At 48.4% G+C, this 23285-nt stretch carries 15 protein-coding genes and 1 tRNA gene (1 of these 16 only partly in view); 4 read left to right on the forward strand and 12 right to left on the reverse strand.

Features of this window, described 5'->3' with window-relative positions:
- Positions 1-6798, reverse strand: the 5' portion of a protein-coding gene (locus QUE61_RS07170) for an autotransporter-associated beta strand repeat-containing protein (protein ID WP_286306560.1). The gene continues 43989 nt to the left of window position 1, outside the view; the window shows 6798 of its 50787 coding nt (coding positions 1-6798); the start codon lies at positions 6796-6798; its stop codon lies off the left edge, out of view.
- Between QUE61_RS07170 and QUE61_RS07175 the strand changes: the two genes are divergently transcribed.
- Positions 6791-7000 (forward strand): hypothetical protein, encoded by a 210-nt coding sequence (locus tag QUE61_RS07175; RefSeq protein ID WP_286306561.1) that lies wholly within the window; start codon positions 6791-6793, stop codon positions 6998-7000. The genes QUE61_RS07170 and QUE61_RS07175 overlap by 8 nt on opposite strands.
- 440 nt (positions 7001-7440) lie before the next feature.
- On the opposite strand, the gene QUE61_RS07180 is transcribed toward QUE61_RS07175, so the two are convergent.
- The 3 genes from QUE61_RS07180 to QUE61_RS07190 form a co-directional block, all read right to left on the reverse strand.
- Positions 7441-7992: a hypothetical protein gene (locus tag QUE61_RS07180; protein WP_286306562.1), complete on the reverse strand. Its 552-nt coding sequence runs from the start codon at positions 7990-7992 to the stop codon at positions 7441-7443.
- A gap of 9 nt (positions 7993-8001) precedes the next feature.
- Positions 8002-9735, reverse strand: a complete 1734-nt coding sequence (locus QUE61_RS07185; RefSeq protein WP_286306563.1) for a ShlB/FhaC/HecB family hemolysin secretion/activation protein — start codon at positions 9733-9735, stop codon at positions 8002-8004.
- A gap of 183 nt (positions 9736-9918) precedes the next feature.
- On the reverse strand, positions 9919-11817 hold the full coding sequence (locus tag QUE61_RS07190; protein ID WP_286306564.1) for an ATP-binding cassette domain-containing protein: 1899 nt from the start codon (positions 11815-11817) through the stop codon (positions 9919-9921).
- 103 nt (positions 11818-11920) lie between these two features.
- Here QUE61_RS07190 and QUE61_RS07195 point away from each other — a divergent pair, with 103 nt between their 5' ends.
- Positions 11921-13516, forward strand: a complete 1596-nt coding sequence (locus QUE61_RS07195; RefSeq protein WP_286306565.1) for a peptide chain release factor 3 — start codon at positions 11921-11923, stop codon at positions 13514-13516.
- Between the two features lie 68 nt (positions 13517-13584).
- On the opposite strand, the gene QUE61_RS07200 is transcribed toward QUE61_RS07195, so the two are convergent.
- Positions 13585-15294, reverse strand: coding sequence for an ABC transporter substrate-binding protein (locus QUE61_RS07200; protein ID WP_286306566.1), 1710 nt, complete (start codon positions 15292-15294; stop codon positions 13585-13587).
- A 110-nt stretch (positions 15295-15404) separates the two neighbouring features.
- Between QUE61_RS07200 and QUE61_RS07205 the strand changes: the two genes are divergently transcribed.
- On the forward strand, positions 15405-16052 hold the full coding sequence (locus QUE61_RS07205; RefSeq protein WP_286306567.1) for a histidine phosphatase family protein: 648 nt from the start codon (positions 15405-15407) through the stop codon (positions 16050-16052).
- On the opposite strand, the gene QUE61_RS07210 is transcribed toward QUE61_RS07205, so the two are convergent.
- Positions 16053-17666 (reverse strand): NAD(P)/FAD-dependent oxidoreductase, encoded by a 1614-nt coding sequence (locus tag QUE61_RS07210; RefSeq protein WP_286306568.1) that lies wholly within the window; start codon positions 17664-17666, stop codon positions 16053-16055.
- A gap of 32 nt (positions 17667-17698) precedes the next feature.
- On the opposite strand from QUE61_RS07210, the gene QUE61_RS07215 reads away from it, so the two are divergent.
- Complete coding sequence (locus QUE61_RS07215) at positions 17699-18118, forward strand: GNAT family N-acetyltransferase (RefSeq protein WP_286306569.1); 420 nt, start codon at positions 17699-17701, stop codon at positions 18116-18118.
- On the opposite strand, the gene QUE61_RS07220 is transcribed toward QUE61_RS07215, so the two are convergent.
- The 6 genes from QUE61_RS07220 to QUE61_RS07245 form a co-directional block, all read right to left on the reverse strand.
- Positions 18115-18279 carry a hypothetical protein gene (locus tag QUE61_RS07220; RefSeq protein ID WP_286306570.1) on the reverse strand — a complete coding sequence of 55 codons (165 nt, stop codon included), beginning with the start codon at positions 18277-18279 and terminating at the stop codon, positions 18115-18117. The two genes, QUE61_RS07215 and QUE61_RS07220, sit on opposite strands and share 4 nt — an antisense overlap.
- A 68-nt stretch (positions 18280-18347) precedes the next feature.
- Positions 18348-18797 (reverse strand): potassium channel family protein, encoded by a 450-nt coding sequence (locus QUE61_RS07225; RefSeq protein ID WP_286306571.1) that lies wholly within the window; start codon positions 18795-18797, stop codon positions 18348-18350.
- Positions 18798-18815: 18 nt separating this feature from the next.
- Positions 18816-18905: transfer RNA gene (locus QUE61_RS07230), tRNA-Ser, on the reverse strand.
- 17 nt (positions 18906-18922) lie between these two features.
- Positions 18923-20236, reverse strand: a complete 1314-nt coding sequence (gene serS / locus QUE61_RS07235) for a serine--tRNA ligase (protein ID WP_286306572.1) — start codon at positions 20234-20236, stop codon at positions 18923-18925.
- 23 nt (positions 20237-20259) lie between these two features.
- Positions 20260-20931, reverse strand: coding sequence for an outer membrane lipoprotein chaperone LolA (gene lolA, locus QUE61_RS07240; protein WP_286306573.1), 672 nt, complete (start codon positions 20929-20931; stop codon positions 20260-20262).
- Between the two features lie 18 nt (positions 20932-20949).
- The gene (locus tag QUE61_RS07245; protein ID WP_286306574.1) at positions 20950-23256 is read right to left on the reverse strand and encodes a DNA translocase FtsK; all 2307 of its coding nucleotides are present in this window, start codon (positions 23254-23256) and stop codon (positions 20950-20952) included.
- Positions 23257-23285 lie beyond the last annotated feature (29 nt).

Consider the following 23285-nt stretch of genomic DNA (forward strand, 5'->3'; position numbering starts at 1 on the left):
ATTAATAATGATTCCGGAACCAGAAGATGCGGCATCTAGTGCGGCGCCCTGGAAAGTAATATTTTGACTCGCACGAATGGTTGTCGTTGAATTTTGATAGTAACCGTAGTAACTCGTACTACTTGCACCGGTATAAGCAGAAACTACAATACTTCCAGCAGTCGAACGAATGGTGTCGGTCACCCCAGCACTGAGGTAAACGCCATGCTGGGTTGTTGCATAACCAATTAAATTAACATTACCAGCTGCTAGTACGCCACTTTGCGAAGTATCAAAACTAATGCCGTTAATTCCCGCACCACTAACAGTAATATTTCCTGTAGTGGCCGTTAAAGATTGACGAGCATAAACGGCAAACCAAGTTGTATTGTTATTAATCCCTTGAATCGTAATATCACCAGTATCTGCCGTCATTCCATTTGAACCGCTGCCCGCAGAATCGAGCCAGACGCCAATTCCCGGTAAATTAATTCCGCTTAAGGTGACGTTGGTTCTGGCGCGAATTGTGTTGTGATCACTGTAAACGTAAATACCAGCAGCAATTAAATTCGTCGTAAAGTTTGCAGCTGTATACCGTCCATTGGCATATCCGGTGAGGCTCACCGAGCTGTTGTAGCTGCGAATCGTCGTGGTAGTTGACCAAATATTAATTCCATGATTAGCGCCAAAGCTTGAATTTAGACCAGCGGGTGCAGCGTCCCCCGTGATGCTCACAGCACCGTATGAGTGAATATTGGCGCCATCAAAAATGGCCACTCCAGCCCCCGAATCCGAAGCACTGGTACTGCCATAGCCCGCGTACAGGACGGCACCGCTCATACTGACACTACCACCGCTAGTTGGCGCCGTTTCAGTTAAAACGGTCGATGGATTATTGACCGCCAAGAGATTACCGCCAGTAAAGTAAATCCCCCACAACTTCCCAGAAGCTTCCATAGCCGCATTCGCTGTAGCATAACCACTGGGCGATGCAGTCAGCGGATTAGCCGCTCCCGTAATCGCCGAAGAAATATTTGTGCGCGCCGTGCTAATAGCCGTATTGGCACTTGTATATGCGTCCCCAGAATTCGTAGACAGTGAGGCGCCCTGTAGAACAATATTACCCGCTGTCGCAACAATATTAATACTGTCGCTATCTAAATACACTCCGACCTCATTGGCGCTATAGCCTGATAAGGTTACATTTCCAGTGACTGAGCGAATCGTGCCACCGCTTGCATTTGTTAATGTCGGTCCAGCCGAAGTGACATAAATCCCCTGGCCTCCTGAAGCTCCGCCATAGCCAATCACATTTGCATTACCCTGGGCGCTGATGTAACCATTGTTGTTATCAAAACTAATTCCACCCCAAGGACCGACACCAACCAGTGTCACATTCCCCTTACCAGCACCCGTACCATTAGCAATAATCGGGGCGCGCACATAGAGCGCATAATGATTCCAGCCACTGGCATTATCACTAATGAAGTTTGCTATGATATTTCCGGTATCCGATATCCAACCGCATGAGGCGCTACAGCTACCCGCAGTATGAACATAGGTCCCGCCAGTACCCACCCCATTGATCACTAAATCGTTGTACGCCTGAATTAACGGTGTGGAATTGATAAACCACATTGCTCGTGAACCAATCACATTTAGATTCACATTCCCCGCAGTCGAGCGAATGATCGACGAACTACCATTGAAGTAAAGAGCGCCATTGGCTTGCGACGGGGCTTGATTGGCATAGATCGACAAATCGCCTGAGGAGCGCAAGATTGTGCTGCCCTCCATATACAAACCACCACCACTGGAAGTAGATGATCGCGCAGTAATCGAGAGAGTCCCTCCCGTTGACTCAATTAAATTACTGGCACGCAACACAAATGCCCAGCTGTCATAGGCTATTGCGGTAATCGATAAATTACCGCTCGCAGTGATTTGACTGCTGTTTCTTGTCTCCAGGCCATAACCTCCGGTCACCGAAGCGGTGGAAGTCACCGTTAATGTGCCGTTGGTGGAGCGCAAAATACTGCTGGTATCGAGATACATTCCGTAAGCCGCTCCCGTGGAGCTAATGGTGGAATTGCCATACCCCGATAAAGTGCTGCTTGTGCCAAGATAAATACCCTTTTGCGAGCTTGATGTGGCGGTAACGCTTAGGGTTCCATTGGTCGAGCGCAAAATAGCATTCGATTCAAGATAAAGACCCTCATAGGAGTTACCGGTGACGTTGAGCGTAGCATTTCCGGAACTGGAAATAACACTGCTGGCATCTTGATAAAGACCATAAGTACCCGAACTGCTTGCCGTTGCAGTAATGCTCACGGTACCAGCTGATGTGGTTAGTTGGGGCGTACCAATGAGCCACATCGTTGCTCCTAAAGTCGAGGTGGCAGTAATCGTGATATTGCCCGTCACCGTCACTCGGGTCGAATTACCGGCAATCACAAAACCCCGCGTGCCACCCGTCGCATTGACGGTTAAATTACCACCCACTGTCAGTAATACGCGCCTTGCCGCTGTTGCAAGAACAGCGCCATCGTATAAATCGTAACCAATTGATACAGCCGGATAGTTGCCGCTTACCGCATTATTGGTTCCTGTAAGGGTTAAGTCACCACTCGTAGTTAACGTGGAATAGGCATCAAAACGAATTCCCGAAAATAATGTAGTGTTCCCAGATGCAGGAGTGCCTGAAATCGTAATGGCACCAGTACCGCCCGAAATAGTTGTACCCGTTGTTCCGCTTGGTACAAAAATAACGCCATTCCAGCCACCGGTTCCAAGACCCGTAATTGAAATTGTTCCCGTGCCTGAAGTTGATATGGTCGCGCCAAAGGTTTTAATCCCATCGCCGGCGGTGCCCGCCGTGGAGTTACCGCGACCGAACAAAGTAATATTTCCACCGCCGGCATTCAATGTTGCAGAAGCAATAGAAATTCCCATTGAGGCTAGTGGATTATTGTTTCCGATGGCATAACCATTCGCGCAGGAATAGGTCGCCGCGCAAGTACCACTCGGATCGTCAGCGCCACCTCGAATCGTGATGTTACCGCCAAAGGTGGTGATGTGATCCCCGCTCTCAATATTGACAGCTCCAAGACTTGTTTTGTCAACATTCGAATACAAATTGACGTTTAAAGCATTACCACTTGAACCACTAATCGTGTTTTTGATTAATACATTCCGTGAGGCAAAGAGAGATAGGGTGGTGCCATTTCCACTGGAGGTCAGAGCGCCATTCACTGTAATGTCTTTAGCAGCAGCATAGGTACGAATCAATGTATCGCCGCTGATCGAACTTGCATTTAGTGTCAAAGACTGGTTAGTAACAATAGTCCCCGACGCATTAGTTAAAGTAAGGTTGACAATCTCATTACTTGAATTGTTAAGCGTTGCAGAGGGATTACCTGAACAAGTACCGCATTTGCCTAAAATTAGATTTTTAGCATTAATGCTGCCATCAGCTGCTGTAGCTTGCCCAATGGTAGTTCCTGCTAGTAACTCAAGGGTTCCATTCGGTAAGTTGATTGACTTATTTCCAGTACCATAAAAGTAAATTGATGTGCCCGCTTCAAGCGTCAGTTTATTAGTCGTAGTGGAGTTGATGTAATAGTTACTAATCCCAGACCCTTGCCAAGCCCCTACATCAATAAGTCCTGTCGCAACCACTCTTACGTTTCCTGAACTGAGTGCAGTAACGATGGTATCCGTTCTAAGGACGGTAACGCCTGGATAGAAAACGCCGTCGACCGTTGGACCCCGATCTCTAGTATCTGCCCCAGAAACAATTATTGGTGCTAGTGGATTTGCTGTCAGGGCTGTATACGTCGTGGTTCCGGAAGTCGTATAGTTATAACCAGACCAACTTGGGTCTCTAATCCATAAATGTTCAGGATCAAGCAGCCACTCACCATTAATACCATTTACTGCTTTGGTGGATACTAAAACATGATTACCAAGTTGTAAGAATCGGCTGGAGGTTTCAACTTGACCACCATTACCACCAGTTGTACCGCCCTTAGCAAAAATGCTGCCATCAACTTTTGTTAGTGCGTTTTGATTGTGGATATCGCTCCACAAAACTACTTTACCGCCATTGCCATCAATAACAGCACTCGCATCAATCAATGCGCCGCGATTCATGGTGACTGTTGTCGCTTGAAATACACTACCAGCGCCCTGCCAATCACCGCCTACTAATACAGAGCCGCCGCCAAAGTCACCAGTGGCATCAATAATTGAATTCGAATCAAGAAGAATATGTTTTGCGGTTAATTGAACTGTTCCGCCAACAGTTGCACCGATTGAGTAAATGGTGCTATCAAAATTTAGATGGCTTGAATTTGCAGAAATTTCAATCGTGCCTCCACGACCACTGCCGCCATTCGTTTGGATGAGTGAGTCGTAGAGATTAATATTGCCCGCACGACTCAAAACACGAATAGATCCACCATCGGTGGTGCCATTGGCTTGTAATTGGGCACTGTTGATTTGCAAATGATTCTCAATATCGACATTAATCGTGCCGCCGGGACCCGCACCCCCATTGGTTTGGATCAATGTTGCAGTATCAAGTGTTGCACTATCGGCAGAAATGGCAACAGAACCTCCACTGCTTCCATTGGCAGTTGTGGTTCCCGCTAAGTTGATTTGATTTCCGGTAAATGCAATCACGCCACCCGGCCCATTATTGCCATGCGCCTGTATTAAAGACCCATTTTGGGTGTTAATTTGTGGTGCAGAAAAATTAATTGCACCACCAGTTGTGCCATTCGCACGAATCTCTGCACTACTTGTCACAGTAATGTGTTGTGTTGCGAACAAATCAATCACATTGCTGTGTGTGTTGGTGATATTCGCATCATTCGCAGCAATCGTGGCATACACAATCTCATTGAGATCGAATGTGTTGTTTTGTTGGGTGAGGTATTGCGGTAGATCTTCACGCCGCACGACAGTACCATTGATGGTGAGTGCAGTCGATGTGGTATTGCTTGATGTATTGGTGTTCGTTTGTGTAGTAGATAAACGCCCCGAGATATACAGCGCTTGCGCTAAGAGCTCAATCGCCGCACGAATGCTGTTGCTGCTATTACTTGCACCTCGTGCAGTGATATTGCCATTGGCATAAATCGTTTGTGCTTGTACGGTCACTTGATTGACATCAATACTTGTGCCTACGTTCAGGTATGCAATCGAGCTATTGATGATGACGTTTAGGTTTGCACCACTGATGTTGGCATTGAGATTAAAGATACCGGATGCAGTAAGCGTTAATGTCGTGAGTGTTGTACCTTCTTTGAGAATGTCTGCGCCACTGGCGAGCGTTAAGCTACCAGAGCCGTTTTGGGTACAGCTGCCTAAGCTTGGGCAGGTATTGCCGTTCACGGCAATGCTCACGTTGTTGTTGGTAAGTGCGGCAGAAATGACATTCGCGGCCGTGCGATCAATCGTGAGATCAATCGGGTCTAAGAGCCAACGACCAGCTTGACCTTTGGCTGCATTGGTTTGAACAGTAAAGGTTTTACCTAAGAGCACTTCACCTTTAGAACTGGTTTCAATAAAGCCACCGTTACCACCATTCTTACCACCGAGTGCTTGTAAGAGTCCAGCCACGGCAGTTTTGGTTTCACTCCAAATCACAATCGAGCCACCATTGCCGGTGTTGGTTGCCGATGCATTAACACGTGCACCGCTTTCAATCGTCACGGTCTTGGCAATTTGCTTGGCATCACTACTCGCTTGTGCTTTTGCAAGCGCTGCTGCTTGGAGTTGATCTAAGCGTGATGTTTGTGTTTGTGTTTGTGATTGTGTTACTGCTGTAGTTGCAGTTACAGAGGAAGATGCAACTGCAGTGGTGTTCGCAGTGTTGCTTGCAATATTGTTTGTTGCATTATTCGCAGCGGCACTCGCTAACTGTGTTTGGATTTGTACTTGTGGTGCGCTCGTGGTGTTTGTGGCAATCGTTTTGCCTACACCGATTTCAATTTGACCACCACCGGCTTTGCCGGTTGCCGAGGTTACTGAATTAGCGGCAAGCGTGATGTTTTCACCCACGATATTGATCTGACCACCGGTGCTGTTCTCGCCCTTGCCATTAGCGCTGACTCTGCCCGCTTGCGTGACGTTGGCGGCGACGAGTTCGATCACACCGCCGTTATCAACCATATTACTAGAAGTAATGACTCCTTTATTGTTTATAACCGAATTCATCAGGTTTCTGGCAGATCCGGCGGCAACAATGATTAAGCCGCCCTTCGTCTCGACCACCCGCCTGTTCTCGATCAAGGCGTTATAGGTAGGGATGTCCACGGACACCCGCATTAAGCGATCCCCCCGAAAATCCAGGGTAATTTGCTCGCCCGCGGCCATGGCAATGGCGTTATTGGGACCTTTTTGGGCCAATAAATAGCCTTCGTTACGGACCTCGGGCGCCAGGAGAGCTATATAGCCATTGGGGTCATTGGTACTAATGGTGCCTTGGTTATGGACTTTTCCCTTGCCATTGCCAGCATAGGTGGATTTACCCTCCATAAAGTCCTTATTGGCCATATCCATGGTGGTGGCGACCACTCCGGCCGCATTGATTTGAGCACCCTTACCAAAGGTTACGCCGTTGGGGTTGACCAAGACCACTTGACCGTTGGCTTTAAGTGCACCATCGATCACGGATGGGCTCGCACCAGTGCTGACGCGATTGAGAATAACTGCACTACTGTTCGGTTGATTAAAGTTCACCTGCGCATTGCTGCCGACATTAAACGAGTCCCAATTCACCACTGCGCGTTGCGAAGTTTGATTGATGTTCATCGTTGCCGAAGTAGCATTCGATGTTTGCGAAATCGTTGCCGATCCAGCGACAACTTTTCCGCCGGTGGGAAGTGTATTTGGATTATTTTGCGCGATCGCAAAATGCGTTTGTGAGCCGATTAAGAAAACAACAAAAATTTCTTTTTGGAGTTTTTTGGAAATCGAAATCGATGAAGTGAAATTTGTTACTGAGAATGAATGACTACTATTTGAAGAAAAAAAGAGGAAGGCCTCTCTCGCGTTACGCAGAGAAAAGTGATACGTCTCCATCAGAAAAGTTACAACATTTATCTTCAAATAATTCGTACTTTTTGATCATTAATTTGATTAAAAAAACTCAGTGAATTTTGTCCGTAAAACTAAGCTGGATATGGCTTGCTAGCTTCTAGGACTAGGCCACCAGGTTAACAGAAATACGACGAAAAAAGCCATCCCAGTAGGAGGGTAAGCGCCAAGCCTTACAATATCAGGTTTGGGCGAATTTATGAGATTTTTAGATGAGACTGATTTCTGTAAAAAGGGGTAAAAACGAGTCCATCAAAGCTGCTTAAAATTTAAGCAAATTAAGCATCAAAAGCACCGATTTTTACTCCTCATTATTGGCAAAAATTGACGCTATTTTTTGTGAAGAAACGAGTTGTTTTATGTAACCGAATCTTTCGCATTGGGTCGAACCGGCTGCGGTATTTTTGGTGGTGCAGGTTGAACAGGAGGCGCTAATTTTGGCACCGCTTTTTGGGATGAAATTTGCAAGGCTTGCGTCACTGCTTGACGAGCTCCTGACAAACTAAAACGCGCCGTGATGAATTCACTTGACTGTAGCGAAACAGCAAAACTAATTTGTTCGCCAATTTGCGTTGCTTGCAAAAGCGTATTAAATGGCTCCAAAATCAGGAACAATTTATTACCCACAAGTGTGCACTTCATGGTGATAGCTTGCGCTTGAATTTGATTGCGAACCAGTGCGGGATAGCGTTGATTCGGTAAGCATGCTGTGGGTTGATGCAGATAAAACATGCATTGATTCGCTGAGCAAAAAATTCCGAATGTTGTGTTCGATTCACTCGTGGTGTATGCCTCGGTGATGGTTTCTTTTGACTCCAGGGTCCAGCGCTCGAAGGCGGTTTGAGCGAGTGCAAAACCGGGTAAAAACCAGCCTAAAAAGACCAGAAAAAAGGTCCGGATTGACCGCATTTGGGGACTTTAGAACTGGTAGCTGGCGGTGACCCAGCCACGGGGGTTGGTGGTGGTGCCATCGACCGCCACTTTTTGGCCGGTATAGGTATAGAGGGGGTTCTGGCCGACCTGCCAAGCCACCATGGCGCCCAGGTTCCAGCCCTCATAGTTCCATTTGGCGCCAAATCCAGCGCCTTTTAGCCAATAGGTGTTATTCGCGTTGGTGGCCCCCTGCCAATTGCCGGCTGGGGTATTTTTGTATTGCTGGACGACGCCCGCATCAAAAAAAACGGATCCCAATACGTTGTACGGTAATTGCTGGCGTAGCTCAATCGTGCCCAAGCCCCCTTGTGAGCCACCCCCTTGGGCGACCGGATAGGCGCGTACCCCATAAGGACCACCCAAATAAAATTGCTCTGCAGAGTTCAGATTGACCGATGCCACTTGCCCAGAGATGCCAACATACAAAGTAGTTCCAGTTGCGCTACCGAGTTGCTGATTCCGGTTTGCGGAAAATGTGATCTTCGTAAAGGATGTGGGCGTATTGGAGCCATAGCCTTGGCCACTGGTGGGTGAGATCGCTAAATTACCAATCACGAAACCAAGTGAGCCGGCACTAATAGCCCCACCACCAAACCCATCGTAGTGGTTACCAGAAATTCCAAAAGTAATGTTTTTGATGTCATACGCACTAATCACGGCATTGGTCAGAAAACTTTTGTTCATGTAACTTTTGATGTCATAACCTAAGGTCGTGTTCACATTGGTGCCTTGGCGTCTAATCAGTGGATAGGCTAAATTCACACCCGCGGTCCAGGCATCACCATATCCACCATTGGGATAGCCGTAATTACTGACGTTTTTATAATTTAGGTAAGTGCCCGATGCACCAAGACGCAAACCAGTGTGCGTCACTGGTAATGAATATGCACCCTGAATGTATTGCGAGCCCTCGGAATAAATGCCATTGACCGAAGCCTGATCACCAATCCCCGTGGGGTTGTTCAGGTTAAAGGCCACAATCCCTTGGTTCTGGCCAGTGCTGCGGCTACCGTAGTTGTTCGCCTCGGCCTTTCCCTGTATGAGTGGGCCATCGGCCAAGTCCATGCGCAAGGCGGTATCTCCCGGGTTTTGACCAGGCTCTAATTTGCTCTCGACGATCACACCGGGTGTTTCATTCAGAATCAAAGAGGCTCGCTCAATCGCTTGGGTATTGAGTGGCGAACCAATTGGATTCGCATCAGTAATATAGGCACGCACGCTATCTTTACTAAAACGCGTAGTGCCCTTAGTGGTATCAACAATCACATCACTTAACTTCGCTTCAGTAATGGCAATACGAACCACACCATCGGCAATGCGCTGCGGTGGCAAGGTGGCTTGCACGAGTAATCCGTTTTGTCGGTAGAAATCCACGATTACGTCACATACCTTTTGCAGCTCATCAAATGTTAATGATTTGTTGAGGTACGGTTTCAGAATGGCCTGCACTTTTTCTTCAGGAATGGTTTTGATACCTTCAAGCACAAAACGTTTTACATCGACCCGTACTTCTTGAGCCTTAGGATCCCTTGGCTTTACAGGCTCTGGTGCAGGCTGGGGAAGCTGCAATGGAGAAGGCATGGGTAACTGCCGCTCAAGGCCCTGCTGCAAGGCGCCAGCATCAACGGGGGGCTGATTGGGTTGTGCCATCACGAGGCTTGACCCCAGGAGCCCACAACCGAGAACAACAATGGAAAGAATGCGATGGTAAATGGTCATAGTTCGCCGTAGTGAAGCGTTGATTCTAAAGCCTTTTTGGGTATTTTCGAAACGTATCCATCCCTCAATTGGTGCGACTGATCAAACATTCAAAGTCCTTAAATTCTTCGGATTCTAATTTAAAAAGTTCAATTTTTTCAATAGGATACGAAGTTTGTTCCTAATTAGTCGCTCAGAAACGGTTTAGCCTAATTCCCGCTCCAATAACTGCTCCCAGCGCGCCATCAACACTTTAAGCTGGGTATCAATCGCGAGAGCTTGCTCCTTGAGTGCAATGCTTATACTTGGATCCCCCTTGTAGAGCGCTGGATTTGCCATTTGCTCGCTTAACCCCATTTGCTCTTGTTCAAGAATCTCGATTTGAGTGGGTAGTTTTTCTAACTCGATTTTTTCTTTGCTACTCAACTTTGATTTAGGTGCGTTGATTGCATTTGATGATTTGACGCTTGGCTTATTTTCAATCACTTTTGTTTGATTATTTACAGTTGAAGTATTAGATCGTTCTTTCTGCACCTTGTAATCTTCGTATCCGCCCTCGTACTCACGCCACATCGCATCGCGTTCGTAGGCAATCATGCTGGTGACCACATTGTCTAAGAAGGTTCGATCATGACTGACCAAAAAGACAGTGCCTTGATAGTCTTGCAAGAGTTGTTCTAAGAGATCGAGCGTATCAATATCGAGATCATTAGTAGGTTCATCAAGCACCAAGACATTCGCAGGTCTGGCAAAGAGTCTTGCGAGTAACAAGCGATTGCGCTCACCACCCGAGAGGGTTTTGATGGGTGAGTTGGTGCGCTCGGGTGCAAAGAGGAAGTCTCCTAAATAGCTCTTCACGTGCTTGCGCTGATTGCCAATCTCCACCCATTCACTGCCAGGGCTAATGAAGTCTTCGAGCGTCGCCTCTAAATTGAGGCTCTCGCGCATCTGATCAAAGTACGCCACCTCAATACGCGTACCTAATTTAGCGACTCCGGTATCGGGGGCAATCTCACCGAGGATTAATTTCAGTAGGGTCGTTTTACCCGCGCCGTTCGGCCCCAAGATGCCCACCTTATCGCCGCGCAAAATGGTGGCGGTGAAGTTTCTGACAATCAGTTTTTCGTAGGACTTGGAGATGGTAACTAAATCAGCAACAATTTTTCCACTACGCTCACCAGAGGCAATCGAGAGCTTCACCTGGCCCATGGCATTGCGCCGCTCTGCTCGCATCTCTCGAAGTTTCTCAAGACGCGCCACGCGCCCGACACTGCGAGTGCGTCTGGCTTCCACCCCTTTGCGCACCCAAACCTCTTCTTGGGCTAGTAATTTATCGGCTCGTGCGTTGGCAAGTGCCTCGGCATTAAGTTCTTCGTCTTTGACAAACTCATAGCGACTGTAGTTTCCGGGGTAACTGCGTAGCACCCCGCGATCGAGCTCCACAATGCGGGTTGCAACTTGATCTAAGAAGCTGCGGTCATGGGTAATAAAGACAATCGACCCAGCGTACTCGTTCAGAAGCCCTTCAAGCCACGTAATCGAATCCAAGTCCAAGTGATTGGTGGGCTCATCCAGTAACAGCACATCCGGTTGAGTAACTAAGGCTTGTGCGAGCGCTACCCGTTTTTTGGTGCCCCCTGAGAGAGTGCCAATGGTTTGATCAGCATTGAGATGCAAACGGTTGAGGATTTCAGAGACGCGCTGCTCCCAGTTCCAGCCATGCGTGGCATCGAGCTGGGATTGCAGGGCATCTAAGCGCTCTTGATTGGCTTCATTCCAATCCGCTTGCGCAAGCGTTTCATACTCAGATCGGATTTGCTTGATGTTGGCCAAACCTTCGGAAGCTGCCTCAAAAATTGTGCTCTTCGTATTTAAGATTGGTTCTTGGGCCACATAGGCAATGCGTAGTTCCTGTTGTACTTGAATGAGACCGTCATCGAGCTTTTCAATTCCAGCAAGGATCTTTAGTAAGGAGGATTTGCCGGTGCCATTGCGCCCAATGAGACCCACACGCTCACTTTCTTCGAGTGCAAAGTTGGTGCGGTCTAGAAGGGGGTGATGACCAAACGCTAGCTTGGCGTCCGTCAGAGTAATCAGTGCCATAACCCATCATTATCAACGGTTTATTCGTCTAAGCGTCTTATAATGATGCTTTTCCTGAGGTGTTTCCATTAACTCCCCCGATTCATCATCGACCTTATCCACCTTGGATGAGGTTGCACGCCGCCGAAGCTTTGCCATCATCTCGCACCCCGATGCGGGTAAGACCACACTCACTGAAAAATTACTCCTTTATGCAGGTGCGATTCAAATCGCGGGCAGCGTGAAGGCCCGCAAAGCCAGTCGTCATGCGACCTCCGACTGGATGGAAATTGAGAAGCAACGTGGTATCTCGGTTGCAAGCTCGGTGATGCAGATGGAATACCGCAATGCCATCATTAATCTCTTAGATACCCCAGGTCACCAAGACTTCTCCGAAGATACCTATCGGGTCTTAACGGCCGTCGACTCGGCCCTCATGGTGATTGATGCAGCCAACGGTGTGGAACCGCAAACCAGACGTCTAATTGATGTGTGTCGCGCCCGGAACACCCCTTTAGTAACCTTTATCAATAAGCTCGATCGTGAGGTCAAAAAGCCACTCGATCTGATGGATGAGATTGAAGCGGCACTCGGTATGGCGGTAGTCCCCTTTACTTGGCCCGTCGGTATGGGTAAATCGTTTGCCGGTGTGATCGATATCATCAATAATCAAATGCGCCTCTTTAAAGCCGGTGAGGATCGCATTACCGAAGACTCGAACCTCATCGTGTCTTTAGATGATCCCATGCTTAAAGAGCGCTTTGGTACCGATCTAGAGGAAGCATTGGCTGAAGTAGATCTTGTCAAAAATGCTATGCCCGCTTTTGATCGTGAGGCATTTTTGGCAGGTAAGCAATCCCCGGTCTTCTTTGGATCTGCGATTAATAACTTTGGTGTGCGTGAGATCTTGAACACCTTGGTGGATTTAGCTCCTGGGCCTGGTTCACGCAAGGCCGTGCAGCGCCAAGTCGATCCGCATGAGAAAAAATTTACGGCCGTGGTGTTTAAGATCCAAGCCAATATGGATCCCGCACACCGCGATCGCGTCGCATTTTTACGCATTTGCTCGGGTCACTTTGAGCGTGGCATGAAACTCAAGATTGTGCGCAATGGTAAAGAGATTCGGACGAACAATGCCCTCTCGTTTTTATCGCAGCGGCGCGATATCTTGGATGAAGCGTTTCCCGGTGACATTATTGGTTTACCCAATCATGGACTCTTGCATTTAGGTGATACGCTCACCGAAGGCGAGGAGCTGCAATTTACAGGTCTACCGTTTTTTGCCCCGGAGATCTTTCGCATGGTTGAGGCAGCGGATCCCATGCGAAATAAACAACTACGCACAGGACTCTTACAACTCGGCGAGGAAGGTGCGATTCAAGTGTTTCGCCCCATGAGTGGCGGCACGATGCTCTTGGGCGCTTTTGGGCAATTGCAGTTCGAGGTAGTGGCACATCGCTTGCAATCCGAATATGGCGCTGAGGTGAGGCTATTACCCGCGCGCTACACCATGGCAAGGTGGGTAACTTCCGAGGATCCGGTCGCGCTCAAGAAGTTCATTACCGAGAACAGTCACCGTATGGCTGAAGATGTGGTGGGCGCCTCGGTCTTCTTAGCGGCTCACAAGTCCGAACTCGATGTTGCGCAGCAACGCTGGGAACAAATTGAGTTTCATGCTCTTCGTGAGCATGCAGGACTCATTTATCAGACTGAGATGTAAGCATTAAATCTACGCATTAAAACAATCCGTCAGTCGTTCAGTAGGCTTAGTTTTGGCTTAGTCTAGGCTTAGTTGGTTTTTTTGGGTCCCCCAAGGATCTCTGGGTACTGTAGCTTATAACGATAAATGGCTAGTCGTAGACTAACCAAGAAGATAAATGTCAACCCCACAGTCAGCACAACCGGTATTGGGCTTGATTCATAGTAATTGGCGATAAAGAGTCCCCCAGTGAGTACCAAACCACCTACTACTGCCGCTTCCTCATAAATCACTCCTTTAAAGGTATGCGGCTCTTGATTGACCAACACATCTCGCAAGACTCCCCCGCCAGCGCAGGAGAGCGCTGCACAAATCGGTGCCCAAAACCAAGCCATTCCTGCAGCAAGAGCCAGCATCGCACCCAAGGTGGCTAAACCGGCAAAGCCAATCACGTCGGTGTATTTTTTAACAGTCTTGAATGTCTCGGTATGATGAAAATCACGATAACGCAATCCAATGAGACTAGCAGTAAGAACAATCAGTAAAATACCGGTGGGGAAGACGACGTCTCGCACGTAAAAGAAATCTAAGCGCTCACCCCCAATAATGATGTCTCTTAAGGTTCCACCGCCAAGGCCCGAAAGGAAGGCCAACACCAACCGCCCCCACAGATCGTAGTTGCGGTTCATACCTTCTAAGGTTCCCGATAGGGCAAAAGTAAATGCGGATAAATAAATGAGTAACTTAAACCAAGTGGACTTCACAATCTCTGTGACATAAAAGCGAGTCGCCTCCGTGAGCGGTAGTTTTCGGCCGTCTTCTTTTTGTACTTGATTCCATATTTGATGCGTCCACAGTGAACGAGGATCTAAATCCGAATTTTTAGACACAGCACTTAAGCGACGCACACTCTTATCAAAATAGGCGAGGTTAAATAAGCCAAACTGTTTGTTCTCTTTGGGAATTAAATCTAATACCACTTGTAACATGTGCAACTGTTGGGCAGGATCCAAATGGGGAGCAATTTTTTGCACCGATTGGGCGGCAAGCGTTGGGGCGATGCGGGCTTCAGACCACCCCTTGCGTAGTGCCCGAATTAGACGAACCATTTGCTCTCGAAAGATGGGGTCTTCGAGGCGGTCGCTCATCACATATAAACCGTCTTCAATATTAGTGGTGCCATATTTTTGAGGATCCACCACCACCAAATCTGCACTTGGTATGCCAGAGTGCAAAATTTTCCAATACTCGTTGTAGGACATGGCAGTCGCACACGCCACATTCCCATCAATTAAATCCTCGCCATTGGAGCGTTGCATTACGACTTCGACTGAATTTCTTGGAATACTGAGTTGATCTAGAAGTTCATAGAGGATCTCTTGATCCCCTACACCCCAGACTCCAATACGTTTACCCTGAACGTCCTTCGGCACATAAACGCCCGCACTGATTCGGCAAATAATATTGAGCGCCGATCCTGAAAACAACTGTGCAATATTAGTAATGCGCTGACCGGGCTTGGAGAGCTCAAAGGCGTTGTTAAACCAGGAGATCGCCACATCAGCATTACCATTTTGAAGCTCTAGTAGGGGATTAATGCCTGATCCCCCAGGAAATGTAATCACATCTAGTCCTTCGTTTTCAAAGTGCTTACGAATTTGGGCTACATAGACGCCAGCAAACTGGCTTTGATGCGACCATGCTAATTGCAAACGAATGGATGCTGTTGTATTTGGCTGGGCCCAACAAATACCGGCATTCAATAAAACCGTGCTTAGGATTAGTCGTAGCCAGATCACGAAATCATCGCCTCTAATGTTGATTTAGATATTTTTACTATATTAGTTGAATTTACCCTCCTCAATACTGATTTTTCTACCTAAACGGTGAGAGCAATACAATTGACCATATGAGGCAACTGACCAAAATCTGTTTTGTTCGTCATGGGGAAACCGACTGGAATGTTGAGAAACGCATGCAAGGTCATACTGACATCCCCCTCAATGCCCACGGTGTCATGCAGGCTGAGCGCTTAGCCAAAGCCCTCCTACGAACCGGTCATCGCTTTGATTACATCTACTCAAGTGATTTAGAGCGCGCTTTTCATACTGCTAAGACAATTGCACAGCCGCACTCTATGGAAATTACTATGCATGCTGATTTGCGCGAGCGCCATGTGGGGAAACTACAAGGACTGCTCCTTACTGATGCACCCCAGCTCGAACCTGAATTGTGGCAGCGTCATCTAGCACGTGATTTAGACTTTGATCTTGGTGGCGGTGAGAGCATTGTGCAGTTTCATGATCGGATGAAGCGTATGCTCGATCATTTATTAATGAAACATACGTGCGAACAAATTTTGGCAGTGAGTCATGGTGGCTCACTCGATATGATCTACCGCATCGTCACAGGGCAAACCTTAGATGCGGAGCGTGTCGCCGTGGTTCCCAATACCTCACTCAATTGGATCGTCCATGATGGTAATAGCTGGTCGATTGAGCGCTGGGGCGATACCAGTCACCTCACGGATTCCGTACTCGATAATATTGAAATCTAATCAGGCGCTCACGAGATCGAGCGCAATGGCTTCAGCGACTTTAATGCCATCAATTCCGGCGGACATAATTCCACCGGCATACCCAGCACCCTCACCGGCTGGATAGAGGCCTTTAGTATTAATACTTTGATAGTTAGGCCCACGTTTAATTTGTAAGGGTGATGAGGTGCGTGTCTCTACACCGGTAAGAACTGCATCGGCCATCGCAAAACCTTTGATCTTTTTCTCAAACGCTGGAATCGCCTCCCGAATCGCCTCGATTGCATAGCTCGGTAGGCTTGTAGCGAGGTCGGTGAGATGCACGCCGGGCTTATAGGATGGAATTACGCTTCCAAATTCCGTGGATGACTTGCCTTTTAAGAAATCACCCACTAACTGTCCGGGCGCTTCATAGGTGGATCCACCGAGAATAAAAGCTCTGGACTCCAACTCCCGCTGAAAATCAATTCCGGCGAGCGGCCCACCGGGATAATCACTCGGATCGATCCCCACCACAATCCCCGCATTGGCATTGCGCTCATTGCGCGAATACTGACTCATGCCGTTGGTGACCACCCGATTAGGTTCCGAGGTTGCCGCCACTACCGTTCCTCCTGGGCACATGCAAAAGCTATAAACCGAGCGTCCGTTCTTGGCGTGATGCACTAGCTTGTAATCCGCTGCGCCAATGAGTGGATGACCAGCATGCGGTCCTAAGCGCGCTCGATCAATCACGGATTGTGGATGCTCAATCCGAAAACCCACCGAGAACGGTTTGGCTTCCATATAGACGCCTGCATCAAAGAGCTCTTGGAAGGTATCGCGGGCACTATGACCCAGGGCGAGGACGACGTGATCGGCCGCCAGATACTCACCGCTTTCCAACTTCAAACCTCTGAGGACGTGATCATTAATATCAAAGCCCACCACCTTTTGACCAAAGCGCACTTCACCACCCAGATCAATAATCTCTTGGCGGATCTTCTCCACCATGCCCACCAGTCGAAAGGTACCAATGTGGGGTTTGGAGACATACAGAATTTCTTCGGGAGCGCCAGCTGTCACAAACTCCTGTAAAACTTTACGGCCATAGAACTTGGGATCCTTCACTTGGCTCCACAACTTACCATCCGAAAAGGTGCCTGCCCCACCCTCACCAAACTGCACATTGGATTCTGGGTTCAAAATCTTTTTACGCCACAACCCCCAGGTATCTTGCGTACGCTCGCGCACCGCTTTACCACGCTCAAGCACAATCGGTTTAAATCCCATTTGCGCCAAAAGGAGTGCCGCAAAAATCCCACAGGGGCCAAAGCCGATCACAACGGGTCGCAATGGGGATTTTGTTGACTGGTTATGACTTTGCTGAACAACAAAGTGATACGACGTATCAGGGCTGGGTCGCACATGGGGGTCATGTGCATGTTTTTTAAGAACGCTGACCTCATCCCGAACCGATGCATCGAGGGTGTAGCTAAAGGTCAGCGCACTATTTTTACGGGCATCGTAACTGCGCTTAAAGACCTCAAACCGCACGAGATCTTTGGGTGCAATGGCAAGCTTCTTCAGAATTTCTGCCTCAAGCGTTTCTGGCGCATGATCAATTGGCAGGCGGAGCTCAGTAATACGAATCATAGGCCATAACGATAGCAGTTTATGATTTATTCATGCAAGAAATGATGATCATGCGCTGGGAGGAAGCAAGGCATTTAGCCTATCCGATTCGACTTACTGTATTTGTGAATGAACAACAGGTTCCTGAGGAGCTGGAACTCGATGAAGATGATCCAACTGCCTGGCATGCTGTTGTACTCGATCATAGCAAAGCGATTGCAACCGGTCGCTTACTGAGGAATGGCAAGATTGGGCGTTTAGCGATACTGAAAGAGTATCGCGGTCTGGGTCTTGGAAGTGAACTACTAAAGACTTTAGTGTCTTATGGCCGTCAAGAAGGAATAAAGCAATTCTTTTTGCACGCTCAGACAACTGCTCTTGACTTTTATCAACGCCACGGCTTTAAGGCAATCGGCCCCGTATTTAACGAGGCCGGTATTGACCATATCAAAATGATACTTGAACCAACTTAAAAGTATTTTTTAATATCGTCCTCATCTTTAGAACGAAACCAAGCTTGATAAAACAGAATCAGAAAGCCAATCGCAAAGAACATCACATTTTGAGTGGTCACATACGCAATGATGCCGCCAATGGTGGCAAAAATACCCAGTAAGCTCCAGAAAATAGTCATAGTAATCTCCCTATGTCGTTATTTTATTCGGTTTTTGGGAAGGTGATTTCGAAGGCAGTGCACTGAAATTACTTTGGCTCGCGTGAGCCCCAATACTTTTGCATTTCTATAAATAGAAAAGATGCGGACCAGGTAATCAGGATCAGGCCGGTGAGCGCTTCAATTCCGGTTAGATAGCGAAGATAACCGTCCACCACAATGTCACCGTACCCCACAGTGGTATATGTGACAAACGATAAATACGCACTATCGAGTAGCAAGCCATGATCAGAGGCGGCCCCAATCACACTTCCAAGATTGGGGAATTTCAGCATGAGGTAATAAGCGAGTGCAAAAATCCAAATCTCAATGATGTGTGCAATAAAAATCACACCAACTGCAATTAATACCTTATAGCGAGCATGAATATGCTTAATCGCCGGCATGGCTCTGTTTAGTTTGTACAAAATCTCATAATGAAATACGATCGCCAACAGTGCAATTAGTGTATTGAATATGAAGGTAATCAATAGAAGCATGCGAGGCTTTCAGGATACTGGCGGAGAGGGTGGGATTCGAACCCACGGTAGGCTTGCACCTACGCCTGATTTCGAGTCAGGTACATTCAACCACTCTGCCACCTCTCCGATACTCGATGGCTCAATTATAGCGAGCGAATCACCTCTAAACCGCCCATATAGGGTTGTAATACCTTCGGGATCCGAATACTGCCATCGGCTTGCTGATAGTTTTCCAGCAGTGCTACGCCAGTTCGGCCTACTGCAAGACCCGAGCCGTTTAGAGTGTGAAGTAGCTCGGGTTTGCTCTGACCGACTTTATAGCGTGCTTGCATGCGCCTAGCTTGAAAGTCGCCCATGTTGGAGCACGAGCTAATTTCCCGATACGCATTTTGTGATGGGATCCAGACTTCAAGATCATAGGTCTTGGTGCTTCCAAAGCCCATATCACCAGTGCATAAGAGCATGCGTCGGTATGGCAATTCCAAGAGCTCCAGAATTTTTTCCGCATGCGCAGTCAAATCTTCCAAAGCCTGCATCGATTTCTCGGGATGGCTGATGTGAACTAACTCGACCTTGTCAAATTGATGCTGCCGAATCATCCCGCGCACATCGCGCCCATAACTGCCTGCTTCCGAGCGAAAGCATGGGGTATGGGCCACATATTTGAGTGGTAGCTGATCCGCGTTAATAATCGCGTCACGCACTAAGTTAGTCACCGGCACTTCTGCAGTCGGAATCAGATAAAAGTTTTCAGTCCGCTCGCCACCATCATCCGGATGCTCACCGCCCATCTTGCGCGGTACTTTAAATAGATCGGCTTCAAACTTGGGTAACTGTCCAGTTCCCTGCATCGCTTGCGCGCTCACCATATACGGCGCATAAACCTCTTGATAGCCATGTTGCTCGGTGTGTACATCCAGCATGAACTGCGCGAGCGCCCGATGCAACTTCGCCGCGTTGCCTTTGAGAACCACAAAACGCGCGCCACTAATTTTGGATGCCGCATCAAAATCTAGCCCAATAGGAGCGCCTAGATCGACGTGATCCTTGGGGGTGAAATCAAATTCTGTTGGTTTTCCCCAAACCTTCATCTCTTTATTTTCTTCGGCCGTCATGCCAACCGGCACGCTCTCATCCGGTAAGTTCGGGATGTTGAGCATCAAGTCTTTGATTTGATCTTGTAAGGTCGATAAACGAGTAGAGTTTTTCTCAAGAGCTTGGTTAACACTCGCCGACTCAGCAAGTTCCGCATCCGCATTCTCGCCCTTACCTTTTTTCATACCAATCGCTTTGGCTAATTGATTGCGTTTGGCTTGCAACTCTTCAGTACCTGCTTGAAGCTGTTTGCGCTCATTCTCAAGCTGGGTAAACAAGTTGGTATCCAACTCGAACTTGCGGGTGGCCAAGCGTGCCTTGACGCTCTCTAAATCTTTACGAAGCAGTTGGGGGTCCAGCATACGATTCCTTCGGGTTCAAGCCATTAGTTTAGTCGCAAGACCTCGGCGCCCTGCGGAGGCTTAAATTGAAAGCGGCTAGCATCCACACCGGGATTGATTTGCATCTGATTAAAAATCACGAGCACCATACTGCCAAATCCGTCGGTCAACTCCAAGGCCTTGGGTAATCCAGAGCCCATACCAATCGCGATTTGAGTATAGGGTAGATCGCCCTGCCCAGGTTTGGATTTGGGCTTGAGATTCACCCACTGCAAATTGGTTTTGGTGCCTGCTTCCTCTAAATCAAACTGCTGATCAAGAGCGGCATCCCCAAACAGGATGGCGGCAGGCGAGGCGGCTAAGGCCTGATTGGCTGATCGGATGGTTAATTGGTTGAGGTCTTTATCCCACATTAAGAGTTGCTTACCATCCATGATGAGTTTTTGCTCATACGGCTTTTGGGTATCCCATACAAAGCGCCCCGGACGCTGAAAAATAAATTGCCCTGAGGTTTGCCGAATCATTTTCGGTTTATCTTGTGGCTCATTCGGCTTAGGGATGCGCATTTGTTGCTGCACAAACTCACCTTGGGCAGAGCGCACGGTCTTTACAAACTGCTTCAGTTGTTCAATACCAGATGGTACGGCCGGTTGTGCATGAATCGCATTTGGAATAGCCAATGCTGCGACGGCGAAACAGAAAATAAAACGCTTCATTGTTTAGGATTTGATGACTTATTCGCTGGGGCGAACCAGAATCTCACGATTACCATTGCCGCCCATCTTCGAGACTAGGCCCGCTTTTTCCATATCCTCCAAGAGACGCGCGGCGCGGTTATAACCAATGCGCAAATGCCGCTGCACTAGAGAGATCGAAGCACGCTTGTTCTCAAGGACGATAGCAACAGCTTGATCGTAGAGAGGGTCGGCTTCGCCACCGCCATTACCGCCACCATTTAAGGCGTCCATGGTGGACTCATCGGCCCCCTCGAGGACGCCCTCGATGTAATTGGCTTCGCCCTTCTCTTTGAGCCACGAAACCACACGATGCACTTCATCGTCGGATACGAATGCGCCGTGCACCCGGATCGGTAATCCAGTCCCCGGTGGCATGTACAACATATCACCCATGCCCAATAAGGTCTCGGCGCCTTGTTGGTCTAGGATGGTGCGACTATCAACCTTGCTGCTTACCTGGAAGGAAATCCGCGTTGGAATATTTGCTTTAATTAGACCCGTGATGACATCCACGCTCGGGCGTTGGGTTGCCAACACCAAATGAATACCGGCAGCACGGGCCTTTTGCGCAATCCGCGCAATCAACTCTTCAATCTTCTTACCCGAGACCATCATGAGATCTGCTAACTCATCAATGATCACCACAATAATTGGTGCCTTATAGAGTGGCTCTGGATCCTCAGGGGTAAGACTAAATGGATTGGTCAGCTTCTCGCCCTTGGCTTCGGCCTCCATGATCTTCTTATTAAAGCCTGCCAAGTTACGTACACCAAACTTACTCATGAGTTTGTAGCGCCGCTCCATCTCATTAACTGCCCAATTAAGGGCGTTATAGGCTTGCTTCATGTCGGTCACCACGGGACACAATAGATGAGGCACTTTCTCATAGACCGACATCTCCAGCATCTTCGGATCGATCATGATGAGTCGCACTTCATCCGGTTTGGCTTTAAAGAGAATCGACAAAATCATGGCGTTGATTCCGACCGACTTACCAGCGCCTGTAGTACCTGCCACCAAGCAATGTGGCATCTTCACCAAATCAGCAACCATCGGGCTACCCGAAATATCCTTGCCTAATGCCAAGGTCAGTAAGGAGTGGTTATCGTTATAGACTTGGGAGGTCAAAATCTCCGATAGATAGACTGACTGTCGCGTCGGATTTGGTAGCTCAAGCGCCATGCAGGTCTTGCCGGGAATGGTTTCGACGACCCGCAAACTGACCACGCCGAGTGAGCGTGATAGATCACGTGAAAGGTTTACGATTTGACTACCCTTCACACCCACAGCAGGCTCGATCTCATAACGCGTCACTACTGGTCCTGGGTAGGCGGCAATCACCTTGGCTTGCACCCCAAAATCATCGAGCTTACGCTCAATCAAGCGGGAGGTGAACTCCAAGGTCTCTGCCGAAATCGTTTCTTTTGCCTCAGGAACAGGATCTAAGAGTGAGAGTGGCGGCAACTCCGAGTCCGGGATTTCTACAAAGAGCGGTTGTTGCTTCTCGCGCTCAACTCGCTCGCTCTTCACAATCTTTAAGGGTTGATTAAAGATTTGTACCTTGGGTGCGACCTCTTCCCGAATCCGCACTTCCTCGACGTGCTCTTCACGCTCAACCGCAGCTTGCTCGCCAATCTTTTGATCCTCTTGCTCTTCGCGCTTCTCGCGCAAACGACGAATACTTAGTTCAATAAATCGTCCCACTTGCTCAGAAAGCGTGAGCCACGAGAAATGCAAAAAGAGGGAAAGTCCGGCTGCTAAGCCAAAGATCAGAATCAGAGTGGCGCCCGTAAAGCCAAAAGCCATTTGCAGTGGGTCCCCAATCACCTCACCCAAGATGCCGCCGGGGGGTCTAGGCAGCTCCCATTGCAAGGAATGCATCCGAATCGACTCAAGTCCCATGCTGCAGGTGAGGGTCAAGGCAAAGCCGAACCAACGGGACCAAAAGGACTCTGGCCTAGCCTCTGGATCAACCGGTAATGGCACGCTCCACAGCTCACGCCAACCCTGATACACGCGCCGACCAAATAATACGACCCACCAAAATGCCGAGACGCCAAAAATGTAGAGCATCAAATCAGCGGTCCAAGCCCCAATACGCCCACCAATATTTTTAGGAACCTCAAAACTAGCGTGCGACCAGGCCGGATCGGATTTGGTGTAGGTGATCAGAACCGCAAATAAGCCAAGGCAGATAGCAAGCATCAACATCCAGCGCACTTCAGCGATTAAGCGAGACATCTTGCCAGTGCCGCCCTCAGGAGGCAGCGGGGTTTTAATGGGTGGAAGCGAGCTACGGGCCATGTTCATCCGATTGTAAACAAGCCTTGGCC

The sequence above is a fragment of the Polynucleobacter sp. HIN5 genome (assembly GCF_030297555.1).
In the GTDB taxonomy this organism is placed as follows: domain Bacteria; phylum Pseudomonadota; class Gammaproteobacteria; order Burkholderiales; family Burkholderiaceae; genus Polynucleobacter.